21 protein-coding genes are annotated in these 19819 nt (G+C 70.6%); 8 read left to right on the top strand and 13 right to left on the bottom strand.

Annotated features, from left to right (window positions below):
• Positions 1 to 16: 16 nt before the first annotated feature.
• The 9 genes from hpnD to AC5P1C_RS23160 form a co-directional block, all read right to left on the bottom strand.
• On the bottom strand, positions 17 to 967 hold the full coding sequence (gene hpnD, locus AC5P1C_RS23200) for a presqualene diphosphate synthase HpnD (protein WP_493867816.1): 951 nt from the start codon (positions 965 to 967) through the stop codon (positions 17 to 19).
• Positions 964 to 1860 carry a squalene synthase HpnC gene (hpnC, locus tag AC5P1C_RS23195; protein WP_493867815.1) on the bottom strand — a complete coding sequence of 299 codons (897 nt, stop codon included), beginning with the start codon at positions 1858 to 1860 and terminating at the stop codon, positions 964 to 966. Before hpnC ends, hpnD begins: the two co-directional genes overlap by 4 nt.
• 335 nt (positions 1861 to 2195) lie before the next feature.
• A complete protein-coding gene (locus AC5P1C_RS23190; RefSeq protein ID WP_493867814.1) occupies positions 2196 to 2981 on the bottom strand; it encodes an ABC transporter ATP-binding protein in 786 nt (261 codons plus the stop codon).
• Positions 2974 to 3909 (bottom strand): ABC transporter permease, encoded by a 936-nt coding sequence (locus AC5P1C_RS23185; protein WP_493867813.1) that lies wholly within the window; start codon positions 3907 to 3909, stop codon positions 2974 to 2976. Before AC5P1C_RS23185 ends, AC5P1C_RS23190 begins: the two co-directional genes overlap by 8 nt.
• Positions 3910 to 4004: 95 nt before the next feature.
• On the bottom strand, positions 4005 to 4850 hold the full coding sequence (locus AC5P1C_RS23180) for a glycosyltransferase family 2 protein (RefSeq protein WP_493867836.1): 846 nt from the start codon (positions 4848 to 4850) through the stop codon (positions 4005 to 4007).
• A 47-nt stretch (positions 4851 to 4897) separates the two neighbouring features.
• Positions 4898 to 5677, bottom strand: a complete 780-nt coding sequence (locus tag AC5P1C_RS23175; protein WP_344524407.1) for a CDP-alcohol phosphatidyltransferase family protein — start codon at positions 5675 to 5677, stop codon at positions 4898 to 4900.
• Positions 5655 to 6719, bottom strand: a complete 1065-nt coding sequence (locus tag AC5P1C_RS23170) for an iron-containing alcohol dehydrogenase family protein (RefSeq protein ID WP_344524408.1) — start codon at positions 6717 to 6719, stop codon at positions 5655 to 5657. Before AC5P1C_RS23170 ends, AC5P1C_RS23175 begins: the two co-directional genes overlap by 23 nt.
• On the bottom strand, positions 6707 to 7444 hold the full coding sequence (locus AC5P1C_RS23165; RefSeq protein ID WP_493867812.1) for a phosphocholine cytidylyltransferase family protein: 738 nt from the start codon (positions 7442 to 7444) through the stop codon (positions 6707 to 6709). Before AC5P1C_RS23165 ends, AC5P1C_RS23170 begins: the two co-directional genes overlap by 13 nt.
• Entirely contained in the window at positions 7441 to 9084 is a 1644-nt protein-coding gene (locus AC5P1C_RS23160; RefSeq protein WP_493867811.1) for a DUF5941 domain-containing protein, read from the bottom strand. Before AC5P1C_RS23160 ends, AC5P1C_RS23165 begins: the two co-directional genes overlap by 4 nt.
• Between AC5P1C_RS23160 and AC5P1C_RS23155 the strand changes: the two genes are divergently transcribed.
• The 4 genes from AC5P1C_RS23155 (at position 9076) to idi (ending at position 12273) form a co-directional block, all read left to right on the top strand.
• Positions 9076 to 9303 (top strand): hypothetical protein, encoded by a 228-nt coding sequence (locus AC5P1C_RS23155; protein WP_493867810.1) that lies wholly within the window; start codon positions 9076 to 9078, stop codon positions 9301 to 9303. The genes AC5P1C_RS23160 and AC5P1C_RS23155 overlap by 9 nt on opposite strands.
• Before the next feature lie 207 nt (positions 9304 to 9510).
• Positions 9511 to 10494, top strand: a complete 984-nt coding sequence (gene galE, locus AC5P1C_RS23150) for a UDP-glucose 4-epimerase GalE (protein ID WP_493867809.1) — start codon at positions 9511 to 9513, stop codon at positions 10492 to 10494.
• Between the two features lie 165 nt (positions 10495 to 10659).
• Positions 10660 to 11586: a cation diffusion facilitator family transporter gene (locus tag AC5P1C_RS23145; protein ID WP_493867808.1), complete on the top strand. Its 927-nt coding sequence runs from the start codon at positions 10660 to 10662 to the stop codon at positions 11584 to 11586.
• A gap of 93 nt (positions 11587 to 11679) precedes the next feature.
• Positions 11680 to 12273, top strand: coding sequence for an isopentenyl-diphosphate Delta-isomerase (gene idi, locus AC5P1C_RS23140; protein WP_493867807.1), 594 nt, complete (start codon positions 11680 to 11682; stop codon positions 12271 to 12273).
• 13 nt (positions 12274 to 12286) lie between these two features.
• On the opposite strand, the gene AC5P1C_RS23135 is transcribed toward idi, so the two are convergent.
• Positions 12287 to 12766 carry an ATP-binding protein gene (locus tag AC5P1C_RS23135; RefSeq protein ID WP_493867835.1) on the bottom strand — a complete coding sequence of 160 codons (480 nt, stop codon included), beginning with the start codon at positions 12764 to 12766 and terminating at the stop codon, positions 12287 to 12289.
• Positions 12767 to 12895: 129 nt separating this feature from the next.
• Entirely contained in the window at positions 12896 to 13570 is a 675-nt protein-coding gene (locus tag AC5P1C_RS23130) for an HdeD family acid-resistance protein (protein WP_493867806.1), read from the bottom strand.
• Positions 13571 to 13663: 93 nt separating this feature from the next.
• Here AC5P1C_RS23130 and AC5P1C_RS23125 point away from each other — a divergent pair, with 93 nt between their 5' ends.
• Positions 13664 to 14425 (top strand): enoyl-CoA hydratase/isomerase family protein, encoded by a 762-nt coding sequence (locus AC5P1C_RS23125; RefSeq protein WP_493867805.1) that lies wholly within the window; start codon positions 13664 to 13666, stop codon positions 14423 to 14425.
• Here AC5P1C_RS23125 and AC5P1C_RS23120 read toward each other — a convergent pair.
• Together AC5P1C_RS23120 and AC5P1C_RS23115 are read right to left on the bottom strand one after the other, a co-directional pair.
• Positions 14415 to 15047, bottom strand: coding sequence for a DJ-1/PfpI family protein (locus AC5P1C_RS23120; RefSeq protein WP_493867804.1), 633 nt, complete (start codon positions 15045 to 15047; stop codon positions 14415 to 14417). The two genes, AC5P1C_RS23125 and AC5P1C_RS23120, sit on opposite strands and share 11 nt — an antisense overlap.
• Before the next feature lie 10 nt (positions 15048 to 15057).
• Positions 15058 to 16050: a GlxA family transcriptional regulator gene (locus AC5P1C_RS23115; protein ID WP_493867803.1), complete on the bottom strand. Its 993-nt coding sequence runs from the start codon at positions 16048 to 16050 to the stop codon at positions 15058 to 15060.
• A 144-nt stretch (positions 16051 to 16194) separates the two neighbouring features.
• Between AC5P1C_RS23115 and AC5P1C_RS23110 the strand changes: the two genes are divergently transcribed.
• From AC5P1C_RS23110 to AC5P1C_RS23100, 3 genes are all read left to right on the top strand, one after another.
• A complete protein-coding gene (locus AC5P1C_RS23110) occupies positions 16195 to 17085 on the top strand; it encodes an SCO6745 family protein (protein WP_493867802.1) in 891 nt (296 codons plus the stop codon).
• A 96-nt stretch (positions 17086 to 17181) separates the two neighbouring features.
• Positions 17182 to 17349, top strand: a complete 168-nt coding sequence (locus tag AC5P1C_RS23105) for an LPFR motif small protein (protein ID WP_493867801.1) — start codon at positions 17182 to 17184, stop codon at positions 17347 to 17349.
• 63 nt (positions 17350 to 17412) lie between these two features.
• Entirely contained in the window at positions 17413 to 19803 is a 2391-nt protein-coding gene (locus AC5P1C_RS23100) for a Tex family protein (RefSeq protein ID WP_493867800.1), read from the top strand.
• The last annotated feature ends 16 nt before the right edge of the window (positions 19804 to 19819 follow it).

The raw sequence follows: 19819 nt of genomic DNA, 5'->3' as shown, positions 1-19819 counted from the left end.
TCGCCGTGGATGCCCATCAAGTACGCCTCCTGACGGTCTGTCGGGAGATGGTGCGTGCGTCGAGACCGGAGAGTCCGCGCACGGCGACGTACGCCTTTTCGCGGCCCGGCAGTGAGACACGGCCGCGCAGGACAGCCTCCGGATCCCGCTCGATGCGGTCGAGGAGCCGCCGGTAGATGCCCGCCATGGCGGCGACACAGGCACCGCTGCGCCGATCGAGCATGGGCAGCAGGCGGTACCCCTCGGCGAACAGCGCCCGCGCCCTGCGCACCTCGAAGTGCACGAGACCGGCGAAGTCGGAACCGGCGGGCGGCTGCGGGCCCGAGAACCCGGCGGAGCAGCCGAACTTCGCGAGGTCGTCGGCCGGCAGGTAGGTGCGCCCGCCCTCCGCGTCCTCGCGAACGTCACGCAGGATGTTGGTGAGTTGGAGCGCGAGGCCGAGCGTGTCGGCATACTCCGGTGCGCGCTCGGCATGGAGCGCCCCCGGCTCCGTACCGAACACGCCGAGCGAGAGCCGTCCGATGGCGCCCGCCACGCACCGGCAGTAGACCTTCAGGTCCTCCCACGTCTCGTACGTCTCGCCGCGGACGTCCATCAGGACGCCGTCGATGAGCTCGTCGAGCCCGCCGAGCGGGATGGGGAAGGCCGTCGCGGCGTGCGCGAGCGCGACCGCCACGGGGTCGGTGTCGTCCTCGTCCACCTCGCCCTCGCGGATCCGGGACAGCAGGGCCCGGGTCTCGTCGAGGCGCTCGGCCTTGATCTCCGGCGCGAGCGCGCCGTCACCGATGTCGTCCACGCGCCGCGAGAGGGCGTAGAGCGCCGACATCGCGCGGCGCTTGGGCAGCGGAAGCAGCCTGATGCCGTACGCGAAATTGCGTGCCTGCTGTCCGGTGACGGCCTCGCAGTAGCTGTATGCGGCGAGAACCGGCGCGGACACGTTCGGGCCTGACTCCACGGTCCGGCTCACCCCTCTCCTCGCAGAACCGCCCCCACCTCGCGCAGCAAGCGCGGCTTGGTGGGTTTCGGCGGTCCAGGAAGTACGTCGTATCCGGCGGCGGCGATCGCGTGGACCGCCGCCCTCCCCCCAGCCACGAAGCCCGCAAGCAGCACCTTGAGCCTGCCGTGGACGCTACCCACCAGGGGGGTGCCTTCATTCAGGAGGCAGCGGGCGCGTTCTGCTTCATATGCAACCAGCGCGCGCACCGACGCGCCTGCTGTCGGTGCGGCCAGATCCCGTTCCTGGACATGAAAGCGCTTCATGTCATCGGCGGGCAGGTAGATGCGGTCACGCCCCAGGTCCTCGGCGACGTCCTGCAGGTGCTCGACGAGCTGGAGGGCGGTGCACACCGCGTCCGAGCGGCGGATGCGCTCCGGGGTAGCGGTGCCGGTGATCCCGAGGACGAGGCGGCCCACGGGGTTCGCGGAGAGCTCGCAGTAGGCCAGCAGGTCGTCGTACGTCTCATAGCGTGCGACGAGCTGGTCCTGGCGGTTGGCCGCGATCAGGCCGAGGAAGGGTTCGGGGGTGAGCCGACAGCGCCGCACCGTGGGCTGGAGGGCGCGCATCAGGGGGTGCCGGGGTGTGGAATCGAAGACCCGGTGCAGGTCGGCCTCGAAGGCGTCGAGGAGGGCGATCCGGTCATCCACGGCCTCGGGGTCCACACCGAGGTGGCGGGCGTCGGCGCCGCCGGGGGCCAGGTCTCCGTCGCCGATGTCGTCGACGAGACGGGCGTAGCCGTACACGGCCATGAGGTCGTCGCGCCAGGCGCGGGGCAGGAAGAAGGGCGCCACGGGGAAGTTCTCGTCCGCGGCCTTCGCGAGGACGGCGGATGCGTCGCGCAGCTGGAGATCATCCGTAGCCATTGCCGTCACATCTCCCGTTCTACACTGCCGACCCAATACATCCTATTTCGGACACGCCGCCCGGCCCACCGCGAGGCGGACCGTGCCATGAGCCGGGGCGCCGCGCGAAATCGCCCCACTTGCCGCGAATCAGCACCGGTACAGCTTACGTTGTACAACGCAGCGTGCATCGTCGGGGTGTTCCGCGCATCACAACAACGCACCGATTGACGTCAATCTTCCCTGGGCCAGAGGGACTTGAGAGGCCACCGGGGCAGTCGAAGACTCAGGACGCACGAGGGCCCCGCCGGGTTGACTCCGGCGGGGCCCTGGCGCATTCGGTCGTACGGGGCGTCCTACTTCCCCGTGAACTTCTCGTACTCCTTGATGACCTCGTCGGTCGGCCCGTCCATGCGCAGCTCACCGCGTTCGAGCCACAGCACGCGGTCACAGGTGTCACGGATGGACTTGTTGTTGTGGCTGACCAGGAAGACCGTGCCGGCCTCCTTGCGGAGCTCACGGATGCGGGCCTCGGAGCGCTTCTGGAACTTGCGGTCGCCCGTGGCGAGCGCCTCGTCGATCATCAGTACGTCGTGGTCCTTGGCGGCCGCGATGGAGAAGCGCAGGCGGGCCGCCATGCCGGAGGAGTACGTACGCATCGGCAGGGTGATGAAGTCACCCTTTTCGTTGATGCCCGAGAAGTCGACGATGTCCTGGTAGCGGTCCCTGATCTGCTCGCGCGTCATGCCCATCGCGAGCCCACCGAGTATGACGTTGCGCTCGCCCGTCAGGTCGTTCATCAGGGCCGCGTTGACGCCGAGCAGCGAGGGCTGGCCGTCGGTGTAGACCTTGCCGCTCTCCGCGGGCAGCAGGCCCGCGATGGCCCGGAGCAGGGTCGACTTGCCGGAGCCGTTCGAGCCGATCAGGCCGATGGCCTCGCCGCGGTAGGAGGTGAAGCTGACGCCGCGCACGGCGTGCACCTTGCGTACGCCCCGCTCCTCGCCGCGCCTGATGATGCGGCTCAGCGCGGAGGTGGCGCTGCCCTTGCCCGTCTTCGCGCCGTTCACGCGGTAGACGATGTGCAGCTCGTCGGCGATGACGGTGGGGATGTGCGTCTTGTCGACGCCGGTGTCGTCAGCCACGGCCGTACCGCTCCTCAGCCTTCCAGAAGTACACGAAGCCGCCGGCGGCGACCAGCAGGGCCCAGCCCGCGGCGATCGCCCAGGTCCAGTAGCCCAACGGGAGGTATCCCACGCCGTACCCGTCGATCAGCGCGAAGCGCATCAGGTCCATGTAGATGGCCGCCGGGTTCCACTGCAGGATGTCGGCGATCCACTCCGGCTTGCCCTCGAGCATGACCGGGATGGAGAACATCACGCCGGACGCGTACATCCACGTACGCATCACGAACGGCATCAGCTGCGCGAGGTCCGGGGTCTTGCTGCCGAGCCTTGCCATGATCATCGCGAGGCCGGTGTTGAACAGGAACTGCAGGGCCAGGGCCGGGACGATGAGGAGCCACGACAGCTTGGGGTAGCTGCCGAAGCCGATCGTGATCACGAAAAGGACGATCATCGAGAACAGCAGCTGCTGGAGCTGCTGCAACGAGAACGAGATCGGCAGCGAGGCCCGCGGGAAGTGCAGCGCACGCACGAGACCGAGGTTGCCCGCGATCGCCCGGACACCCGCCATCACCGAGGACTGCGTGAAGGTGAAGACGAAGACACCCGTGACCAGGAACGGGATGTAGACCTCGCGCTCGAAGCCCCGGTCCGCCTCCAGGATCAGACCGAAGATCAAGAAGTAGACGAGCGCGTTCAGGAGCGGCGTCGCCACCTGCCACAGCTGGCCGAGCTTGGCCTGGCTGTACTGGGCTGTCAGCTTCGCCTGCGAGAAGGCGAGGATGAAGTGGCGCCGCCCCCAGAGCTGGTGGACGTACTCGAAAAGTCCGGGCCGTGCGCCGCTGACGGTCAGACCGTACTTGGCGGCGAGCTCGGTTCGGGAGAGCCCGTCATCGGGCGACGGAGGCACGGTCACCGCGACTCCGCCGTCATGCGTTGTCTCACTCACGAGTGGAAACTTTCGTCTTCAGATGCGCAGCCGGTCGGGCGTAGGCGTGGGCCAGGGACCGGGGTATGGCCCAGATGTTCTCAGACCCGAGCTTGTCAGATGACAGGAGGTCGGCCCAGTCGGGTCAGGCGCCACACCGTACGCCACTTCATCGGCCGGCGAGGTCCGCAGGGCGTCGTCCAGCCCTCCTTGAACCCGCCGAACCAGGCCTTGAGCGCGGGGCCGGACGGGCGCCTGGCCAGGGTCAGGAGCATCCAGACCCCGAGGTAGACCGGGACCAGGAGGAGGGGGAGGTTCCGGCGGGCGAGCCAGACCCGGTTGCGGGCGACCATCCGGTGGTAGACCGCGTGCCGGGAGGGGGCAGTCGTCGGGTGGAAGAGCACCATGTCGGCGCGGTAGTCGATCATCCAGCCCGCGTCGAGGGCACGCCAGGCGAGGTCGGTCTCCTCGTGGGCGTAGAAGAACTCGTCGGGCAGTCCGCCGACCTCGGCCATGACCTGCGTACGGACGGCGTTGGCGCCGCCGAGGAAGGTCGTCACCCGGGAGGAGCGCATCGGGTCGGCCGCGCGCAGCCGCGGGACGTGGCGGCGCTGGGTCTCACCCGTGTCCGGGTCGGCGATGCGGAAGCTGATGATGCCGAGCTTCGGGTCGGCCTCGAACGCCTCGCGGCACAGCTGGGCCGTGTCCGTGTTGGCCAGGAGGCCGTCGTCGTCCAGGAAGAGAAGGATGTCGACGTCGGTGCCGCCGGGGCCGAAGGCCTCGATGCCGACGTTGCGGCCGCCCGGGATGCCGAGGTTCTCGGGCAGCTCGACGGTGCGTACGCCTTCGGGGACGTCGGGCACGGGGGCGCCGTTGCCGACGATCACCACCTCGACCGGGTCGCCGTCCTGCTTGGCGACCGAGTCGAGCAGGGCGCGCAGCTCCTGCGGCCGGTTGCCCATGGTGATGATGACCGCGCCGACCTTCAGGGGCCGGCTCCCCGCCGCACTCACTTCAGCCTGCTCGACGCGAGGATGGACACGAGGTGCAGCAGGGTCTGGAGCATCGCGATGCCGGCCAGGACGGCGACACCGATCCGCGAGAAGAGCAGGTCGCCGCGGACCGAGTCCACGATCGCGAGGACCAGGATGAGCAGCGACGCCTCGATGCCGAGCACGAGGCGGTGGAACTTCAGGGCACCCGCGGCCTTGCGGGCCAGGGCCATGCCGGAGGAGCGCGGCTCGGAGGCCGACTCCTTGACCGGGGCGAGGCCCTGCTGGTGGCGGGCGACACCGACGAGGTCGGTCTCCGCCTTGATCAGGATGGCGCCGAGCGCGGCGAGCGTGCCGAGGAACGCCCACAGCCAGTCGATGCGGCCCGAGCCCCACAGGTCGGCGGCGCGCAGGCCGAAGCCGACCAGGACCGCGGCGTCGCACAGGTAGGCGGCGACACGGTCCAGGTAGACCCCGGCCATGGAGTACTGCTTGCGCCAGCGGGCGATCTCGCCGTCGACGCAGTCGAGCAGGAGATACAGCTGGACCATGATCACGCCGAGCACGGCGCCCGTTATCCCCGGCACCAGAAGCGCCGGGGCGGCGAGGGCACCGGCCACGGTCATCAGATACGTGAGCTGGTTGGGCGTGATCCTGGTGTTCACCAGGTAGCGGTCGCAGCGCAGCGAGATCTCTCGCATGTACAGGCGTCCCGCCCAGTGCTCACCGCTGCGCCGGTCCTTCACCCCTGCGGGGTGAACGACGGGGCGGAGTTCAGCTACCGATGGCCTTGGCATAGTCGGCGTATGCGTCCTTGATCTGGTCGGAATTCAGATTGAGGTGCTCGAGGATCGTGTAGCGCCCGGGGCGCGTCTGCGGGGCGTACTCCACGACCTGGACGAACTCGTCCACGGTGAAGCCGATCTCCTCCGGCGTGACGGGAAGACCGTGCCTGCGCAGCACCTCCACCATGTACAGCGACTCCTCGCGTGCCCCGCGCAGGAACATCGCGAAGGCCGCTCCCAGGCCGCACTGCTCGCCGTGGCTGGCGGCGCGCTTGGGGAAGAGGAGGTCGAAGGCGTGGTTGATCTCGTGGCACGCGCCGGACGCCGGGCGGGAGTCGCCCGACACGGACATCGCGATGCCGGTGAGGACCAGACCCTCGGCGAGCACCTGGAGGAAGGCGTCGTCGCCGACGCCGCCGGGGTGACGCAGGACGGCCTCGCCGGCCTGGCGCGCCATGGCGGCCGCGAGCCCGTCGATGTCCTCGCCGCGCTCGCGTGCGGCGAGCTCCCAGTCCGCGATCGCGGAGATGTTGGACAGGGCGTCGCCGATGCCGGAGCGCACGAAGCGCACGGGGGCCTCACGGATCACATCGAGGTCGATGACGACCGCGATGGGGTTCGGCACTCCGTACGAGCCGCGGCCCGCGTCGTTGTCCAGCGTCGCGACCGGCGAGCACAGACCGTCGTGCGACAGGTTCGTCGCGACGGCGACCAGCGGCAGGCCGACGCGCGCCGCGGCGAACTTGGCACAGTCGATGATCTTGCCGCCGCCGAGGCCCACGACCGCGTCGTATCGGCCCTTCTTGATGGCGTCGGCGAGCTTGATGGCGTCGTCGAGCGTGCCGCCGCCCACCTCGAACCACTCAGCGCTGGGCAGCGACGGTTCGAGGCGCTGGCGCAGGACCGCGCCGGAGCCGCCGCTGATGGCGATCGCGAGCTTGCCGGTTGACGAGCAGATCCGCTGGTCCGCGAGGACACCGGCCAGGTCGTTGAGCGCCCCCGGCCGGATGTCCACGACGACCGGCGAGGGGATGAGCCTCGTCAGTACTGGCACGCGATCTCCCGACCCTTGGCGAGGTCGTCGTGGTTGTCGATCTCGACCCACTTGACGTCGCCGATCGGCGCCACGTCGACCTTGAAGCCGCGGTTGACGAGCTCCTGGTAGCCGTCCTCGTAGTAGAGGTCGGGGTCGCGCTCGAAGGTGGTCTTCAGGGCGTCGGCCAGCTGGTCGGCGGCGTCGCCCTCGATGAGCGTGACACCGATGTACTCACCGGTGGCGGTCGCGGGGTCCATCAGCTTGGTGATCTTCTGGACGCCCTTCTCGGGGTCCACGATGACCTTCATCTCCTCGTCGGCGAGGTTCTTCACCGTGTCGAGGGCGAGGATGATCTTCTTGCCGTCGCCGCGGGCGGCGAGCAGCGTCTTCTCGACGGAGACGGGGTGCACGGTGTCGCCGTTGGCGAGGATCACGGTGTGCTTGATCGCGTCACGACCGCACCAGAGGGAGTAGGCGTTGTTCCACTCCTCGGCCTTGTCGTTGTCGATCAGCGTGAGCTTGAGGCCGTACTTCTCCTCGAGCTCCGCCTTGCGGTCGTAGACCGCTTCCTTCTTGTAACCGACGATGATCGCGACCTCGGTGAGACCGATCTCCGCAAAGTTGCCGAGGGTCAGGTCGAGGATGGTGGTGTCACCGTCGACCGGCACCAGGGCCTTGGGAAGCGTGTCGGTGTAGGGGCGAAGACGCCGTCCGGCGCCGGCCGCCAGCACAAGGCCGATCATGCGGGTTCTCCTTCATCGTGTACGGCGGGTGCTCCGCGCTTGTGAGCGGTCACCCAGTAGCGGATGCTCTCGACGAGCACCACGAGTGCCACGGCCACGGCGAGTGCCGTGAGCGCAACGGTGAAATCTGTGTCGGTGAGCAGGGCGGCGGCGACAGCGACCACCAGCGTCCTGCCCTCATGCCCGCCGATCGCCCGCACCAGCCAGTGCGGAGGCGCGCCGGCGTTGCCGCGGATGCGGTACACCGTGTCGTAGTGATGGTAGGCGACAGCGGACACCAGTCCGAAAGCCGCAGGCAAGGCACCGTTCACGTCCGCCTTGGCGGCGAGCAGCAGGATCGTGCCGTACTCGGCCGCGCGGAAGAACGGCGGCACCAGCCAGTCCAGGGCGCCCTTGAGGGGGCGTGCGACGGCGAGGCCCGAGGCGATGACGTAGATCACGGCGGCGACGACGACCCACGGGCTGCCGTACGACGTGAGACCGGCCACGCACGCGATCGCGGCGCCGCCGACGAAGGCGAGGGCGGGCGCGGGCACCGGCAGGGCGGCGCGCCCGAGCGCCGCGAAGGCGGAGGCGAGTGGCCCGGTGTCGGCGAGGTCAGCGAGCGCCTGTGCGGCGCGGTCGGAACGGGTCGCCCTGCGGGTCAGCGAGCGCAGGACGCGCCCGGCGGTGGTGTAGCAGGCGGCGAGGCCGCAGCCGATGATCAGCACGATCAGCGTGATGCGCGGGGTGGTGACCGCGGTGAGCACGGCGATCAGTGCCCAGCGCTCGCCGATCGGCAGGACGATCATCCGGCGCAGCCAGACCGTCCAGCCGACGCTGTCGAGCTTGTCCGAAAGGGCCGCTGTGGGGCTGGTGTTGGCCGTCGCGTCGTGGTTCGCCTCATTGAAGGAGAAGTCCACGACGTGCCGACTGGTCTGCAGGACCATCGCGCCGAGCGCGAGCGCCCAGACATCGTCGCCGCCTTGGGCCGCGCCGAGCGCGAGGCCCGCGTAGTAGGCGTACTCCTTGGCGCGGTCGAAGGTCGCGTCGAGCCAGGCGCCGAGCGTCGAGTACTGCAGGGAGTAGCGGGCGAGCTGCCCGTCCGTGCAGTCCAGGACGAAGGAGAAGAGCAGCAGCAGGCCGGCCGCGACGAAGCCGGCGCGGGTGCCGGTGGCCGCGCAGCCCGCCGCGATCAGGGCGACGAGCAGCGAGGCGGTGGTGACCTGGTTCGGGGTGAGGCCCCGGCGCGCGCACCAGCGGGCGATGTAGCGCGAGTAAGGGGAGATGCAGTACGTCGTGAAGAAGCCGTCCCGCGACTTCACTGCCGTGCGCAGGCGTACGGCTTCGTCGTCGACGGCGGCGACGGACTGGCGTGCCTCGTTCCGCGCCTGCGGATCGCTGGGCACGGTGGCGACGAGGGTGCCGAGGTCGGGGCGGTGGAGCGCGCGGCCTTCGGCCTCGATCGCCTCGGCGACGTGGTCGGCGATCGCCTCGACCGTCAGCGCGTGGCCGCCGCCGTTGCCCGAGCCGGTGGTGGAGTGCAGCGCGCGCGTCAGGTCCGCTCGGGCCTCGGGCTGCGCGGTGACGGCGCCGGGGACGGCCGACGCGGGGAAGCGCGGGTCCGTCAGACCGAGGCGGAGCGCGTGGACGTGACCCACGAAGCGCGCGTCGACGACCGCGACCCGCTGCCCGGCGGGGACGGCGGCGAGCAGCGCCTCGGTGTCCGCCGCGTCGGACGCGACCCGGACGTCAAACCCCAGGGACCGCAGATCGCCTTCGAGCGGCGACCCGGGGACCGGCTGACCGGTCAGGATGGCGGTCGGCAGACGAACTCACTCCTTGATTGCCGGCGCGGCTCGCGCCGGGCACGTGCGTGATGAGGGGGCGCCCCTGGCCGGCAGCGGCCGGGCGGCACGTCGGCAGAGGCTATCGGATGATGGGAAGCGGGCGTTCACCGCCCGTTTACGGCCCGATAAGCACGGCCTGCGAGGGCCCGTGCCAACTCGATCATCATGGTCGATCGGAGGCGGCAGCCACAAACCGCGCTTCATGCGACCGGCACAAACGACATAAAGTCGACGCCCATGACATGGATGATCACAGGTGGAGCGGGATATATCGGGGCACACGTGGTGCGGGCGATGGCCGGTGCCGGGGAGCGGGTCGTCGTCCTGGACGACGTCTCGGCCGGGGTACCCGAGCGGCTCCCCGCGGACATCCCTCTCATCAGGGGCTCTTCGCTCGACGGCGAGCTGCTGCGGCGGGTCTTCGCCGAGCACGGCGTGACGGGTGTGGTGCATCTCGCGGCCCGCAAGCAGGTCGGCGAATCAGTGGAGCAGCCGCTGCGCTACTACCGGGAGAACGTGGGCGGTCTGGTGACGCTGCTCGAAGCGGTGGCGGACGCCGGCATCAAGCGGTTCGTCTTCTCCTCCTCGGCCGCGGTGTACGGAAACCCGCCCGACGTCGACCTGGTGTCGGAGGACACCCCCTGCGTACCGATCAACCCCTACGGCGAGACGAAGCTCACCGGGGAGTGGCTGGTGCGGGCGGCCGGGCAGGCGCACGGCATCGCGACCGTGTGCTTGCGCTACTTCAACGTGGCGGGCGCGGCGGCTCCCGAGCTCGCGGACACCGGGGTCTACAACGTGGTCCCGATGGTCTTCGACCGGCTCACCCGCGACGAGGCGCCGCGGATCTTCGGTGACGACCACCCGACGCCGGACGGCACGTGCGTCCGTGACTACATCCACGTCGCCGATCTCGCCGACGCGCACCTCGCGGCGGCCCGCCGCGTCGAGGCGCGCCCCGAGGGCGACCTGACGGTGAACATCGGCCGCGGCGAGGGTGTTTCCGTACGCGAACTGGTCACGCTCATCGGCGAGGTCTCCGGCGACCGCCGTCCGGCGCTCGTCGAGCCGCGCCGCGAGGGCGACGCCCCGCGCGCCGTCGCGGACGCCCGCCTTGCCGCCGACGAGCTGGGCTGGAAGGCCAGGCGCGGCGTACGCGAGATGGTCGAATCCGCGTGGGCCGGCTGGTGCCTCCACCACCCGGAGGCGCGCCGCACCTGATCCCGTCAGCGCTCTGACCTGCGGTCATTTCCGCAGGTCAGAGCATATGACAACGGTGTTCAGTGCCGTGTTGCCGGATACCCCCCACCCGTAGTTCACTGTGATCGCGACAGGCGCGCGACCGGGGAACAGAAGACCGATACCGAGCACACGGAGGCGGCTTCCATGGGGGCTGGGCACGACCACGGACACACACACGGGGGGACTGCGACGGCGGCGTACCGAGGGCGGCTGCGCATCGCGCTCTCGATCACGGTCACCGTCATGGTGGTCGAGATCGTCGGCGGCATCATGGCGGATTCGCTCGCGCTCATCGCGGACGCGACGCACATGGCGACGGACGCGCTGGGCCTCGGCATGGCACTGCTCGCGATCCAGTTCGCGAGCCGCCCGGCGACGGAGAACCGCACCTTCGGCTACGCCCGCGCCGAGATCCTCGCCGCGCTCGCCAACTGTCTGCTGCTGCTCGGCGTCGGCGGCTACGTCCTGTACGAGGCGATCGAGCGGTTCATCACGCCCGCCGAGACCGAGGGCGGCCTGACCATCGTCTTCGGCGTCGTGGGACTCGTCGCGAACATGATCTCCCTCTCGCTCCTGATGCGCGGCCAGAAGGACAGCCTGAACGTGCGCGGCGCCTTCCTCGAGGTGATGGCCGACGCGCTCGGCTCCTTGGCGGTGATCGTCGCGGCGGTCCTGATCCTGACCACCGGCTGGCAGGCGGCGGACCCGATCGCCTCGCTGGTCATCGGCCTCATGATCGTCCCACGTACGGTGAAGCTGCTGCGGGAGACCCTGAACGTGCTCCTGGAGTCCGCACCGAAGGGCGTCGACATGGCCGAGGTCCGCTCGCACATACTGGATCTGCCGGGCGTGGAGGACGTCCATGACCTGCACGCCTGGACCATCACGTCGGGGATGCCGGTCCTCTCCGCGCACGTGGTCGTCAGCACCGAGACGCTGAACGCGATCGGCCACGAGAAGATGCTGCACGAACTGCAGGGATGCCTGGGCGACCACTTCGACGTCGAGCACTGCACCTTCCAGCTGGAGCCGGTCGGTCACGCGGAGCACGAGGCGAAGCTCTGCCACTGACCACCAGTGCGGGTGGCTTCCGGTGGTTCCTTGCCAGGAGGGCCGGTCGCGTACGGCAGACTTGAGGCTCGAAGACCGAAGCGAAGGATGGGTATGCCGACCACACCTGCCACCGCGGCGAACACCTCGTCGAACGGCACCGGAGAAGCGATCTTGCTGGAACTCGTGGACGAGGACGGCAGGACCATCGGCACAGCGGAGAAACTCTCCGCGCATCAGGCGCCCGGGCAGTTGCACCGGGCGTTCTCCGTTTTCCTCTTCGACGAGCAGGGGCGGCTCCTGCTGCAGCAGCGCGCCCTGGGCAAGTACCACTCCCCCGGTGTCTGGTCGAACACCTGCTGCGGCCACCCGTACCCGGGCGAGGCGCCGTTCGCGGCCGCCGCGCGCCGGACGTACGAGGAGCTGGGCGTCTCGCCCTCGCTGCTCGCGGAGGCGGGCACCGTGCGCTACAACCACCCGGACCCCGACTCGGGCCTGGTGGAGCAGGAGTTCAACCATCTCTTCGTCGGGATGGTCCAGTCGCCGCTGCGGCCCGACCCGTCCGAGGTCGGCGAGACCGTGTTCGTGACCGCCGACGAGCTGGCGAAGCGTCATGCGCAGGGACCGTTCTCCGCGTGGTTCATGACGGTCCTGGACGCGGCGCGGCCCGCGATCCGGGAGCTGACGGGGTCTGCCGCGGGCTGGTGAGTCAACTCCCGGCCTAGGCCGACTCGTTGGGCTTCAGGGGCAGGGCCGCCCAGATGACCTTGCCCCCGCCGGCGGTGTGTTCGACGTCGCAGGCACCGCCTGCCTCCTGCGTGATCTCGCGGACGAGGAGGAGGCCGCGGCCACCGGTCTGGCCGTGGTCGGCCACCAGGGCGGTCGGTCGGTAGGGGTGGTCGTCCTCCACGGAGACCCGCACCCACTCGGCGCCCACCGCCACCTCCACCGCGAGCATCGGCGAGAGCAGGGCCGCATGCCGCACCGCGTTGGTGACCAGTTCGGAGACGATCAGGAGCAGGCCCTGCACGAGGTCGTCCGGCGCGGGCACGCCCTGCCGGGCGAGCAGGTCGCGCACCGCATGCCGTGCCTGGGGCACCGAGGCGTCGACGGCGGCGGCGGTGAACCGCCACACGCCCTCGTACGGCACCCTTCCGGCCTCCCGAGGGAGTGGGCCGGGCCCCCTCCCATCGTCGTCCATCGTCCGGTCGCCGCCCTTGCGCTCGATTGTCACCACGCATCGAGTGTTGGGAATGCCCTGGTCCGGACCGAACGACTGACCATAAGTCAGCGACTATCGACGACATTTGACCGCTGACGCCCGTCCGCGTCAGCCGTGCGACCGGTCCTGCTCCTCTGGTTTCGCTTTCCAGCGTTCTTCGGGTTGTACGGGTTCTCCGAGCGGTTCCGAGCCCGGCTGCTCCGCGACCATGCTCACGATCCTGCGCCCGCCGAGGCCCGTGGCGAGCAGCCCCAGGCCGTCGAAGAGCAGCGCGAGCGAGAAGAAGCAGCCGATCACGTACTGGCTGCTGCTGGGCCAGTTGGCGAGCACCAGGATGCCGAGAAGCAGCCCGAAGGCACCCTGCACGAGCGTCCAGCCGAACTGCGGGCCGCGCACCACCAGGCTGCCGGCGAGGCGGAACACACCGCCGGTCAGGAAGAGCAGCGCCGCGAACATCGTCAGCGCCTCCGCCGCCACGTCCGGCCTGCGGATGATCACGACTCCGGCGGCGAGGTTCAGCGCGGCCACGACCACGCCGAGCCAGAAGAAGTTCGTGCCGCGCGCCTGCACCGCGTGCAGGAGGCCCACGCAGCCGCCGATCAAGAGCAGCCAGCCGAAGAGGAGCATGGAGGTGAGGGTGGCCAGGCCGGTGTAGACGAGGCCCACGATCCCCGCCACCGCCAGGATCGCGCCCATCAGAGCCAGCCAGCCGAGGCTGCGGTTGAGCTGCTTGGCGCCCTGGGCCTCGGGTGCGGCGACCTTGGCGCGCTTGGGTCGGGCCATCAGCGTCTCCGTCCTGCTTCCCCCGCTGCGCAGCGGGCTCAGGGCCGCCCCTTCTTGATCGTACGTTCGAGTACTGCGGATAGCATCCTGCGCATGGAGCCGCAGCTGAGGCAGGCCGTCACCGACGGCGTCGCCACCGTCGTCATCGACCATCCGGCCAAGCGCAACGCCATGACGGCGGACATGTGGCGCCAGGTGCCGCCGCTGCTCGCCGGGCTCGCCACCGATCCCGCCGTACGGGCGGTCGTACTGACCGGCGAGGGCGACACCTTCTGCGCGGGGGCCGACATCTCCTCGCTGCGCCGGTCGCCCGGCGAGGCACAGGATCTCGCGGTGCGGGCCGAGGAGGCGCTCGCGGCCTTCCCCAAGCCGACGCTCGCCGCGGTGCGCGGCTACTGCGTGGGCGGCGGCAGCCAGCTGGCTGCCGCCTGCGATCTGCGGTTCGCGGACGAGGGCGCCCTGTTCGGGATCACCCCGGCGAAGCTGGGGATCGTCTACCCGTCGTCGTCCACGCGGCGCCTGGTGTCGCTCGTGGGGCCCGCCGCCGCCAAGTACCTGCTGTTCTCGGGCGAGTTGATCGACTCGGGGCGTGCGCTGCGCACCGGCCTGGTGGACGAGGTGCTGCCCGCGGGCGAACTGGACAAGCGGGTCGCCGAGTTCACCAAGGTCCTTGCCGCGCGCTCGCAGCTGACGCAGGCGGCGGCGAAGGAGTTCGCCGCCGGGCGCACGGACCGGGACGCGTACTGGGGCGAACAGGCGCTCGGGGGCGATGACACCGCCGAAGGGATCACCGCGTTCCTGCAGCGCCGCGAGCCGCGCTTCACCTGGACGCCTGGCGAGACCGCTACTGAGTGAAACGGCTCCCCGCGCGGAACTTCTCGACGAGGTGCGCGGGGGCCTTGTGCGGGGACCCGGCGTCGTACGGCGGCTGAGGGTCGTACTCCGTCAGGAGTTGCACGGTCTGCGCCTGCTCCTCGCCCGCGATCCGGCCGATGAGGGCGAGCCCCATGTCGATGCCGGAGGAGACCCCGGCCGCCGTGACGTACTTGCCGTCGAACACCACCCGCTCCCCCGTCGGCTCGACGCCGAACCGCTCCAGCTCGGCCAGGGCCAGCCAGTGCGAGGTGGCGCGGCGGCCCTTGAGCAGCCCGGCGGCGGCGAGCAGGAGGGAGCCGGTGCACACGGACGTCGTCCAGGTGCTGGTGGCGTCGGCGGAGCGCAGCCAGGCGAGGAGCGTCTCGTTCGCCATGTTGTCGCTCTGCCCGGGGCCGCCCGGGACGACGAGGATGTCCGGGGCCGGTACGTCGGTGAAGGCGCGGTCGGCGACCAGCGCGAGGGAGCCGCTGTCGTTGCGGACGGGCCCGGGGCGCTCGGCCACGAAGACGGTCTCGGCGCCGGGCATGCGGCTGAGGGTCTCGTAGGGGCCGACGGCGTCCAGGGAGGTGAAGCGGTCGAACAGGGCGATGGCGATCTGCATGGAGTGCTGCCTATCCGTTGAGGGCGGGAGCCGACCGTGCGGCGAAGGGGGCGTGGAAGCGCCGCCGGTACTCGGCGGGCGCCGCGCCGAGGGTCTTGACGAAGGCCCGGCGCATCGCCTCCGGCGTGCCGTAGCCACAGGCGCGTGAGACCTCCTCGACCCCGGCGGATGTGTCCTCCAGGAGGCGGCGCGCGTGCTCGACGCGCACTCGCTCGACGTACTTGCCGGGCGTCATGCCGGTCTCCGTCTGGAACGCGCGGGCGAAGTGCCGGGGCGAGAGGCGGGCGCGTGCGGCGAGCGACTCGACGCAGAGGTTCTCGGCCGGGTGCTCGGTGATCCACTGCTGGACCTCGCGCAGGGGCTCACGCTGGGCGGTCTGCGCGGCGAGCTGGGCGCTGAACTGCGCCTGGTTCCCCGGGCGCCGCAGGAAGACGACGAGATAGCGCGCGACCATCAGTGCCTCGTCCCGGCCCAGGTCCTCCTCGACGAGCGCGAGGGCCAGGTCGATGCCGGCGGTCACGCCCGCCGACGTCGCGACATGGCCGTCGCGCACGAAGATCGGGTCGGGGTCGACCTCGATGGCGGGGTGGTCGCGGGCGAGCGTGGAGCAGTACGCCCAGTGGGTCGTCACCCGGCGGCCGTCCAGGAGCCCGGCCTCGGCGTACAGGATGGCGCCGGTGCAGACCGAGACCAGGCGCTGTGCGCGCGGGGCGTTCGTCCGGAGCCAGTCGATCAGACGGGGATCGGCCTCGCGGCTGCCGATGCCCCCAGGGGCGAGCAGGGTGTGCGGCACGGGGGCGTCGGCGAGGGAGGAGTCCGGCACGACGTTGAGTCCGCTGGAGGTGCGTACGGGAGCGCCGTCCAGGGACGCGGTAAGGATGCGGTAGGCAGGCACGTCGCCGCCGCGGCAGGCGGCGGCGCCCGCGAAGACCTCCACCGGCCCCGTGACGTCGAGACTCTGGACCCCGTCGAAGAGGACGACCAGGACAGTTCGCTGCTCCATGCCCTGATTCTTGGCCCCGCGCGGGATGTCCGCAATGACGAATGGCCCACTTTTCCTGCCACCGGCGGACGCGACCCAAGGGCGGACGGCCGGTGCGAGCGCCCCGGGCTTCACGTCATACCAACCAGTCGGTAACGTGCGGTCATGACTTCTCTCACGCCTCCCTCCCCGGCCGCGGCACTGCACCCGCGCGCGGGACGTCGATGTCACAACGTGCTCAATTCGCTGCACTCGACGCACTACTTCTCGCCCGACGTGGGGCGCGAGCTGGCCGAGATCGGGATCACCCACCCCAGGGCGGTCAATTTCGCCGTACGCACGGCGGCCATGGGCCCGGTCGGCGCCGGAGTGGTCACGGCGGCGTTCTACAACTACAAGCACGAAACCGTCGCCCGGCACGTCCCCGGCATCTGGGACGACGCCACCCCCGAGGACGTCCTCGCCGCACGCCTGCGGGCCGTCGACACGACCCTGCGGCGCCTCCTCGGAGAGGAGGCCATCGCCTCCCCGGAGGTGGCGGAGGCGGCCGAGCTCGCGCTGCGCGCCACCGAGGCATGCTCCCGCTCGGCCCGCCCGCTGTACGCGGCCCACGCGGACCTGCCCGTCCCCGAGCAGCCGCACCTCGCGCTCTGGCACGCCGCGACGCTGCTGCGCGAGCACCGCGGCGACGGGCACCTCACGGCCCTCCAGCACGCCGAACTCGACGGCCTGGAGGCCCTGGTGAGCCACACGGCCACCGGCAAGGGCATGACGCCGAAGTGGAACTTCACCACGCGCGGCTGGAACCAGGAGGAATGGGACGCGGCTGTGCAGCGGCTGCATGCCCGCGGGCTGCACGACGGGGTGTCCGAGTTGACGGAGGCCGGCGTCGAGCTGCGCAAGGACGTCGAGGAGGCCACGGACCGCCTCGACCGGGCGCCGTACGAGCACCTGGGCGCGGCGGGCGTCGAGCGCCTGACGGAGCTGGGCACGCTGTTCGCGGGCGCGGCACTGCAGGCGGGCGCGTTCCCGGCAGATCTGCTCGGCAAGGACTGAAGGCCTGGATGGATTAGACGGCTGCAGTCCGAGGTACCCGTGCGTCTCCGGTCCCGCGCTCTCCGTGCCGGACCGGGCGACGAAAGGGGAAATCCCGTGTTCCGAGCGATCGCAGATGTCCTGCGTCAGATCGGCGCGGCACTCGCCACCGTGGTGACGCTGCCGTTCCGCGCCGTGGCCCGGCTCCTCGGCGGTGCCTCCAGCTCCACGCGCCGGGGCGGGCGCCGGTCGGGACGCCGTCCCGGGCGGGCACGCCGGGTCTGATCCCCCCGCTGTCGGTGCCACCTGCCACAATTGCCCCGCAACCCCAGTGAGAAGGCGGGAAACGTGGCACCTCTGCAGACGTCCACTCCAGCATCGATCGAAGGCAGGATCGCCGAAGAACTCGGCGTACGGGAGCGGCAGGTGAAGGCCGCCGTCGACCTGCTCGACGGCGGCTCGACGGTGCCCTTCATCGCTCGCTACCGCAAGGAAGCGACCGAGATGCTCGACGACGCGCAGCTGCGCACGCTCGAGGAGCGGCTGCGCTATCTGCGGGAGCTCGAGGAGCGGCGTGCCGCGATCCTCGAATCGGTGCGCGAGCAGGGCAAGCTCACCGACGAGCTGGAGGCCCAGATCCGCGCCGCCGACACCAAGGCGCGGCTGGAGGACATCTACCTGCCGTTCAAGCCGAAGCGCCGCACGAAGGCGCAGATCGCGCGTGAGGCGGGCCTGGAGCCGCTGGCCGACGGCCTGCTCGGCGACCCGTCGGTGGAACCGCTCGCCGCCGCCGCGGCCTTCGTGGACGCCGACAAGGGCGTCGCCGACCCGCAGGCGGCCCTGGACGGCGCCCGCGCGATCCTCGCCGAGCGGTTCTCCGAGGACGCCGACCTCATCGGCGAGCTGCGCGAACGCATGTGGGTGCGCGGCCGCCTGGCCGCGAAGGTCCGCGACGGCAAGGAAGAGGCGGGCGCCAAGTTCGCCGACTACTTCGACTTCTCCGAGCCCTTCAAGGAGCTGCCGTCGCACCGCATTCTCGCGATGCTGCGCGGCGAGAAGGAGGACGTGCTCGACCTCGTCCTCGAACCGGAGGAGGCCACGGAGGGCCCGTCCGCATACGAGGGGATGGTCGCCCACCGCTTCGGCGTCCTCGACCGTGGCCGCCCCGGCGACAAGTGGCTGCAGGACACGGTGCGTTGGTCCTGGCGCACCCGCATCCTGGTGCACCTGGGGATCGACCTGCGCCTGCGCCTGCGCACGGCCGCCGAGGACGAGGCCGTGCGGGTCTTCGCGTCGAACCTGCGCGACCTGCTCCTCGCCGCACCGGCGGGCACGCGCGCGACGCTGGGGCTCGACCCCGGTTTCCGTACGGGCGTGAAGGTCGCCGTGGTCGACGCGACCGGCAAGGTCGTCGCGACGGACGTCATCAACCCGCACGTCCCGGCGAACAAGTGGGACCAGTCCCTGGCCACGCTCGCGAAGCTCGCCAAGGAGCACGCGGTCGACCTGATCGCGATCGGGAACGGCACGGCGTCCCGCGAGACGGACAAGCTCGCCGGTGAACTCATCGACAAGCACCCGGAGCTGAACCTCACGAAGGTGATGGTCTCCGAGGCGGGCGCGTCGGTGTACTCGGCGTCGGCCTTCGCCTCACAGGAGCTGCCCGACATGGACGTGTCGCTGCGCGGCGCCGTGTCCATCGCGCGCCGCCTGCAGGACCCGCTCGCCGAGCTGGTGAAGATCGACCCGAAGTCCATCGGCGTCGGCCAGTACCAGCACGACCTCTCCGAGGTGAAGCTGTCCCGCTCGCTCGACGCGGTCGTAGAGGACTGTGTGAACGGCGTCGGCGTGGACGTGAACACCGCGTCCGCCCCGCTCCTCTCCCGGGTCTCCGGCATCGGCGCGGGCCTCGCCGAGAACATCGTGGCGCACCGCGACACGAACGGCCCCTTCTCCTCCCGCAAGGGCCTCAAGGACGTGGCACGGCTGGGCCCCAAGGCGTACGAACAGTGCGCGGGCTTCCTGCGCATCCGTGGCGGCGACGACCCGCTGGACGCGTCCAGCGTGCACCCCGAGGCCTATCCGGTGGTGCGGAGGATGGCGAAGAAGACGGGCGGCGACGTCGCCTCGCTCGTCGGCGACACGGCGACACTGCGCTCGCTCAGGGCGGACGAGTTCGTGGACGAGTCCTTCGGTCTGCCCACGGTGACCGACATCCTGAAGGAGCTGGAGAAGCCGGGGCGTGACCCGCGTCCCGCGTTCAAGACGGCGACCTTCAAGGACGGCGTCGAGAAGATCTCCGACCTCGCGTCCGGGATGGTCCTGGAGGGTGTCGTCACGAACGTGGCGGCGTTCGGCGCCTTCGTGGACGTCGGCGTCCACCAGGACGGGCTCGTGCATGTCTCCGCGATGTCCAAGACGTTCGTCAAGGACCCGCGGGACGTGGTGAAGCCGGGCGACATCGTCAAGGTGAAGGTGATGGACGTCGACATCCCGCGCAAGCGGATCTCGCTGACGCTGCGCCTGGACGACGAGGCCGCGGCGGACACCGCCGGGGAGCGCCCGAAGCGTGGCGGGCGCCCCCCGCAGCAGCGGCAGCAGGGCGGCGGCCAGCGCCCCCAGCGGCAAGGCGGTGGCGGTGGCGGCCAGCGCAAGGAGCGGCAAGGACCGCCGCCCGCCAATGACGCGATGGCGGACGCGCTGCGCCGGGCCGGGCTCCTGGACCCCAAGAAGCGCTGATCCGAGGAGAGTCGGC

The sequence above is a fragment of the Streptomyces sp. A18 genome (assembly GCF_059026065.1).
The sequence above is the reverse complement of the archived record's forward strand: the minus strand, read 5'-3'. Positions and strand labels throughout refer to the sequence as shown.

What these genes read in the sequence shown, in the direction of transcription:
- idi (WP_493867807.1), top strand. Translation starts at nt 11,680, where the DNA reads ATGCCGACCACACCTGCCACCGCGGCGAACACCTCGTCGAACGGCACC.
- AC5P1C_RS23180 (WP_493867836.1), bottom strand. Translation starts at nt 4,850, where the DNA reads ATGGGCAACCGGCCGCAGGAGCTGCGCGCCCTGCTCGACTCGGTCGCC.
- AC5P1C_RS23145 (WP_493867808.1), top strand. Translation starts at nt 10,660, where the DNA reads ATGGGGGCTGGGCACGACCACGGACACACACACGGGGGGACTGCGACG.
- hpnC (WP_493867815.1), bottom strand. Translation starts at nt 1,860, where the DNA reads ATGGCTACGGATGATCTCCAGCTGCGCGACGCATCCGCCGTCCTCGCG.
- galE (WP_493867809.1), top strand. Translation starts at nt 9,511, where the DNA reads ATGACATGGATGATCACAGGTGGAGCGGGATATATCGGGGCACACGTG.
- AC5P1C_RS23120 (WP_493867804.1), bottom strand. Translation starts at nt 15,047, where the DNA reads ATGCAGATCGCCATCGCCCTGTTCGACCGCTTCACCTCCCTGGACGCC.
- AC5P1C_RS23110 (WP_493867802.1), top strand. Translation starts at nt 16,195, where the DNA reads ATGACTTCTCTCACGCCTCCCTCCCCGGCCGCGGCACTGCACCCGCGC.
- AC5P1C_RS23165 (WP_493867812.1), bottom strand. Translation starts at nt 7,444, where the DNA reads ATGATCGGCCTTGTGCTGGCGGCCGGCGCCGGACGGCGTCTTCGCCCC.
- AC5P1C_RS23115 (WP_493867803.1), bottom strand. Translation starts at nt 16,050, where the DNA reads ATGGAGCAGCGAACTGTCCTGGTCGTCCTCTTCGACGGGGTCCAGAGT.
- AC5P1C_RS23135 (WP_493867835.1), bottom strand. Translation starts at nt 12,766, where the DNA reads ATGGACGACGATGGGAGGGGGCCCGGCCCACTCCCTCGGGAGGCCGGA.
- AC5P1C_RS23130 (WP_493867806.1), bottom strand. Translation starts at nt 13,570, where the DNA reads ATGGCCCGACCCAAGCGCGCCAAGGTCGCCGCACCCGAGGCCCAGGGC.
- AC5P1C_RS23175 (WP_344524407.1), bottom strand. Translation starts at nt 5,677, where the DNA reads ATGCCAAGGCCATCGGTAGCTGAACTCCGCCCCGTCGTTCACCCCGCA.
- AC5P1C_RS23125 (WP_493867805.1), top strand. Translation starts at nt 13,664, where the DNA reads ATGGAGCCGCAGCTGAGGCAGGCCGTCACCGACGGCGTCGCCACCGTC.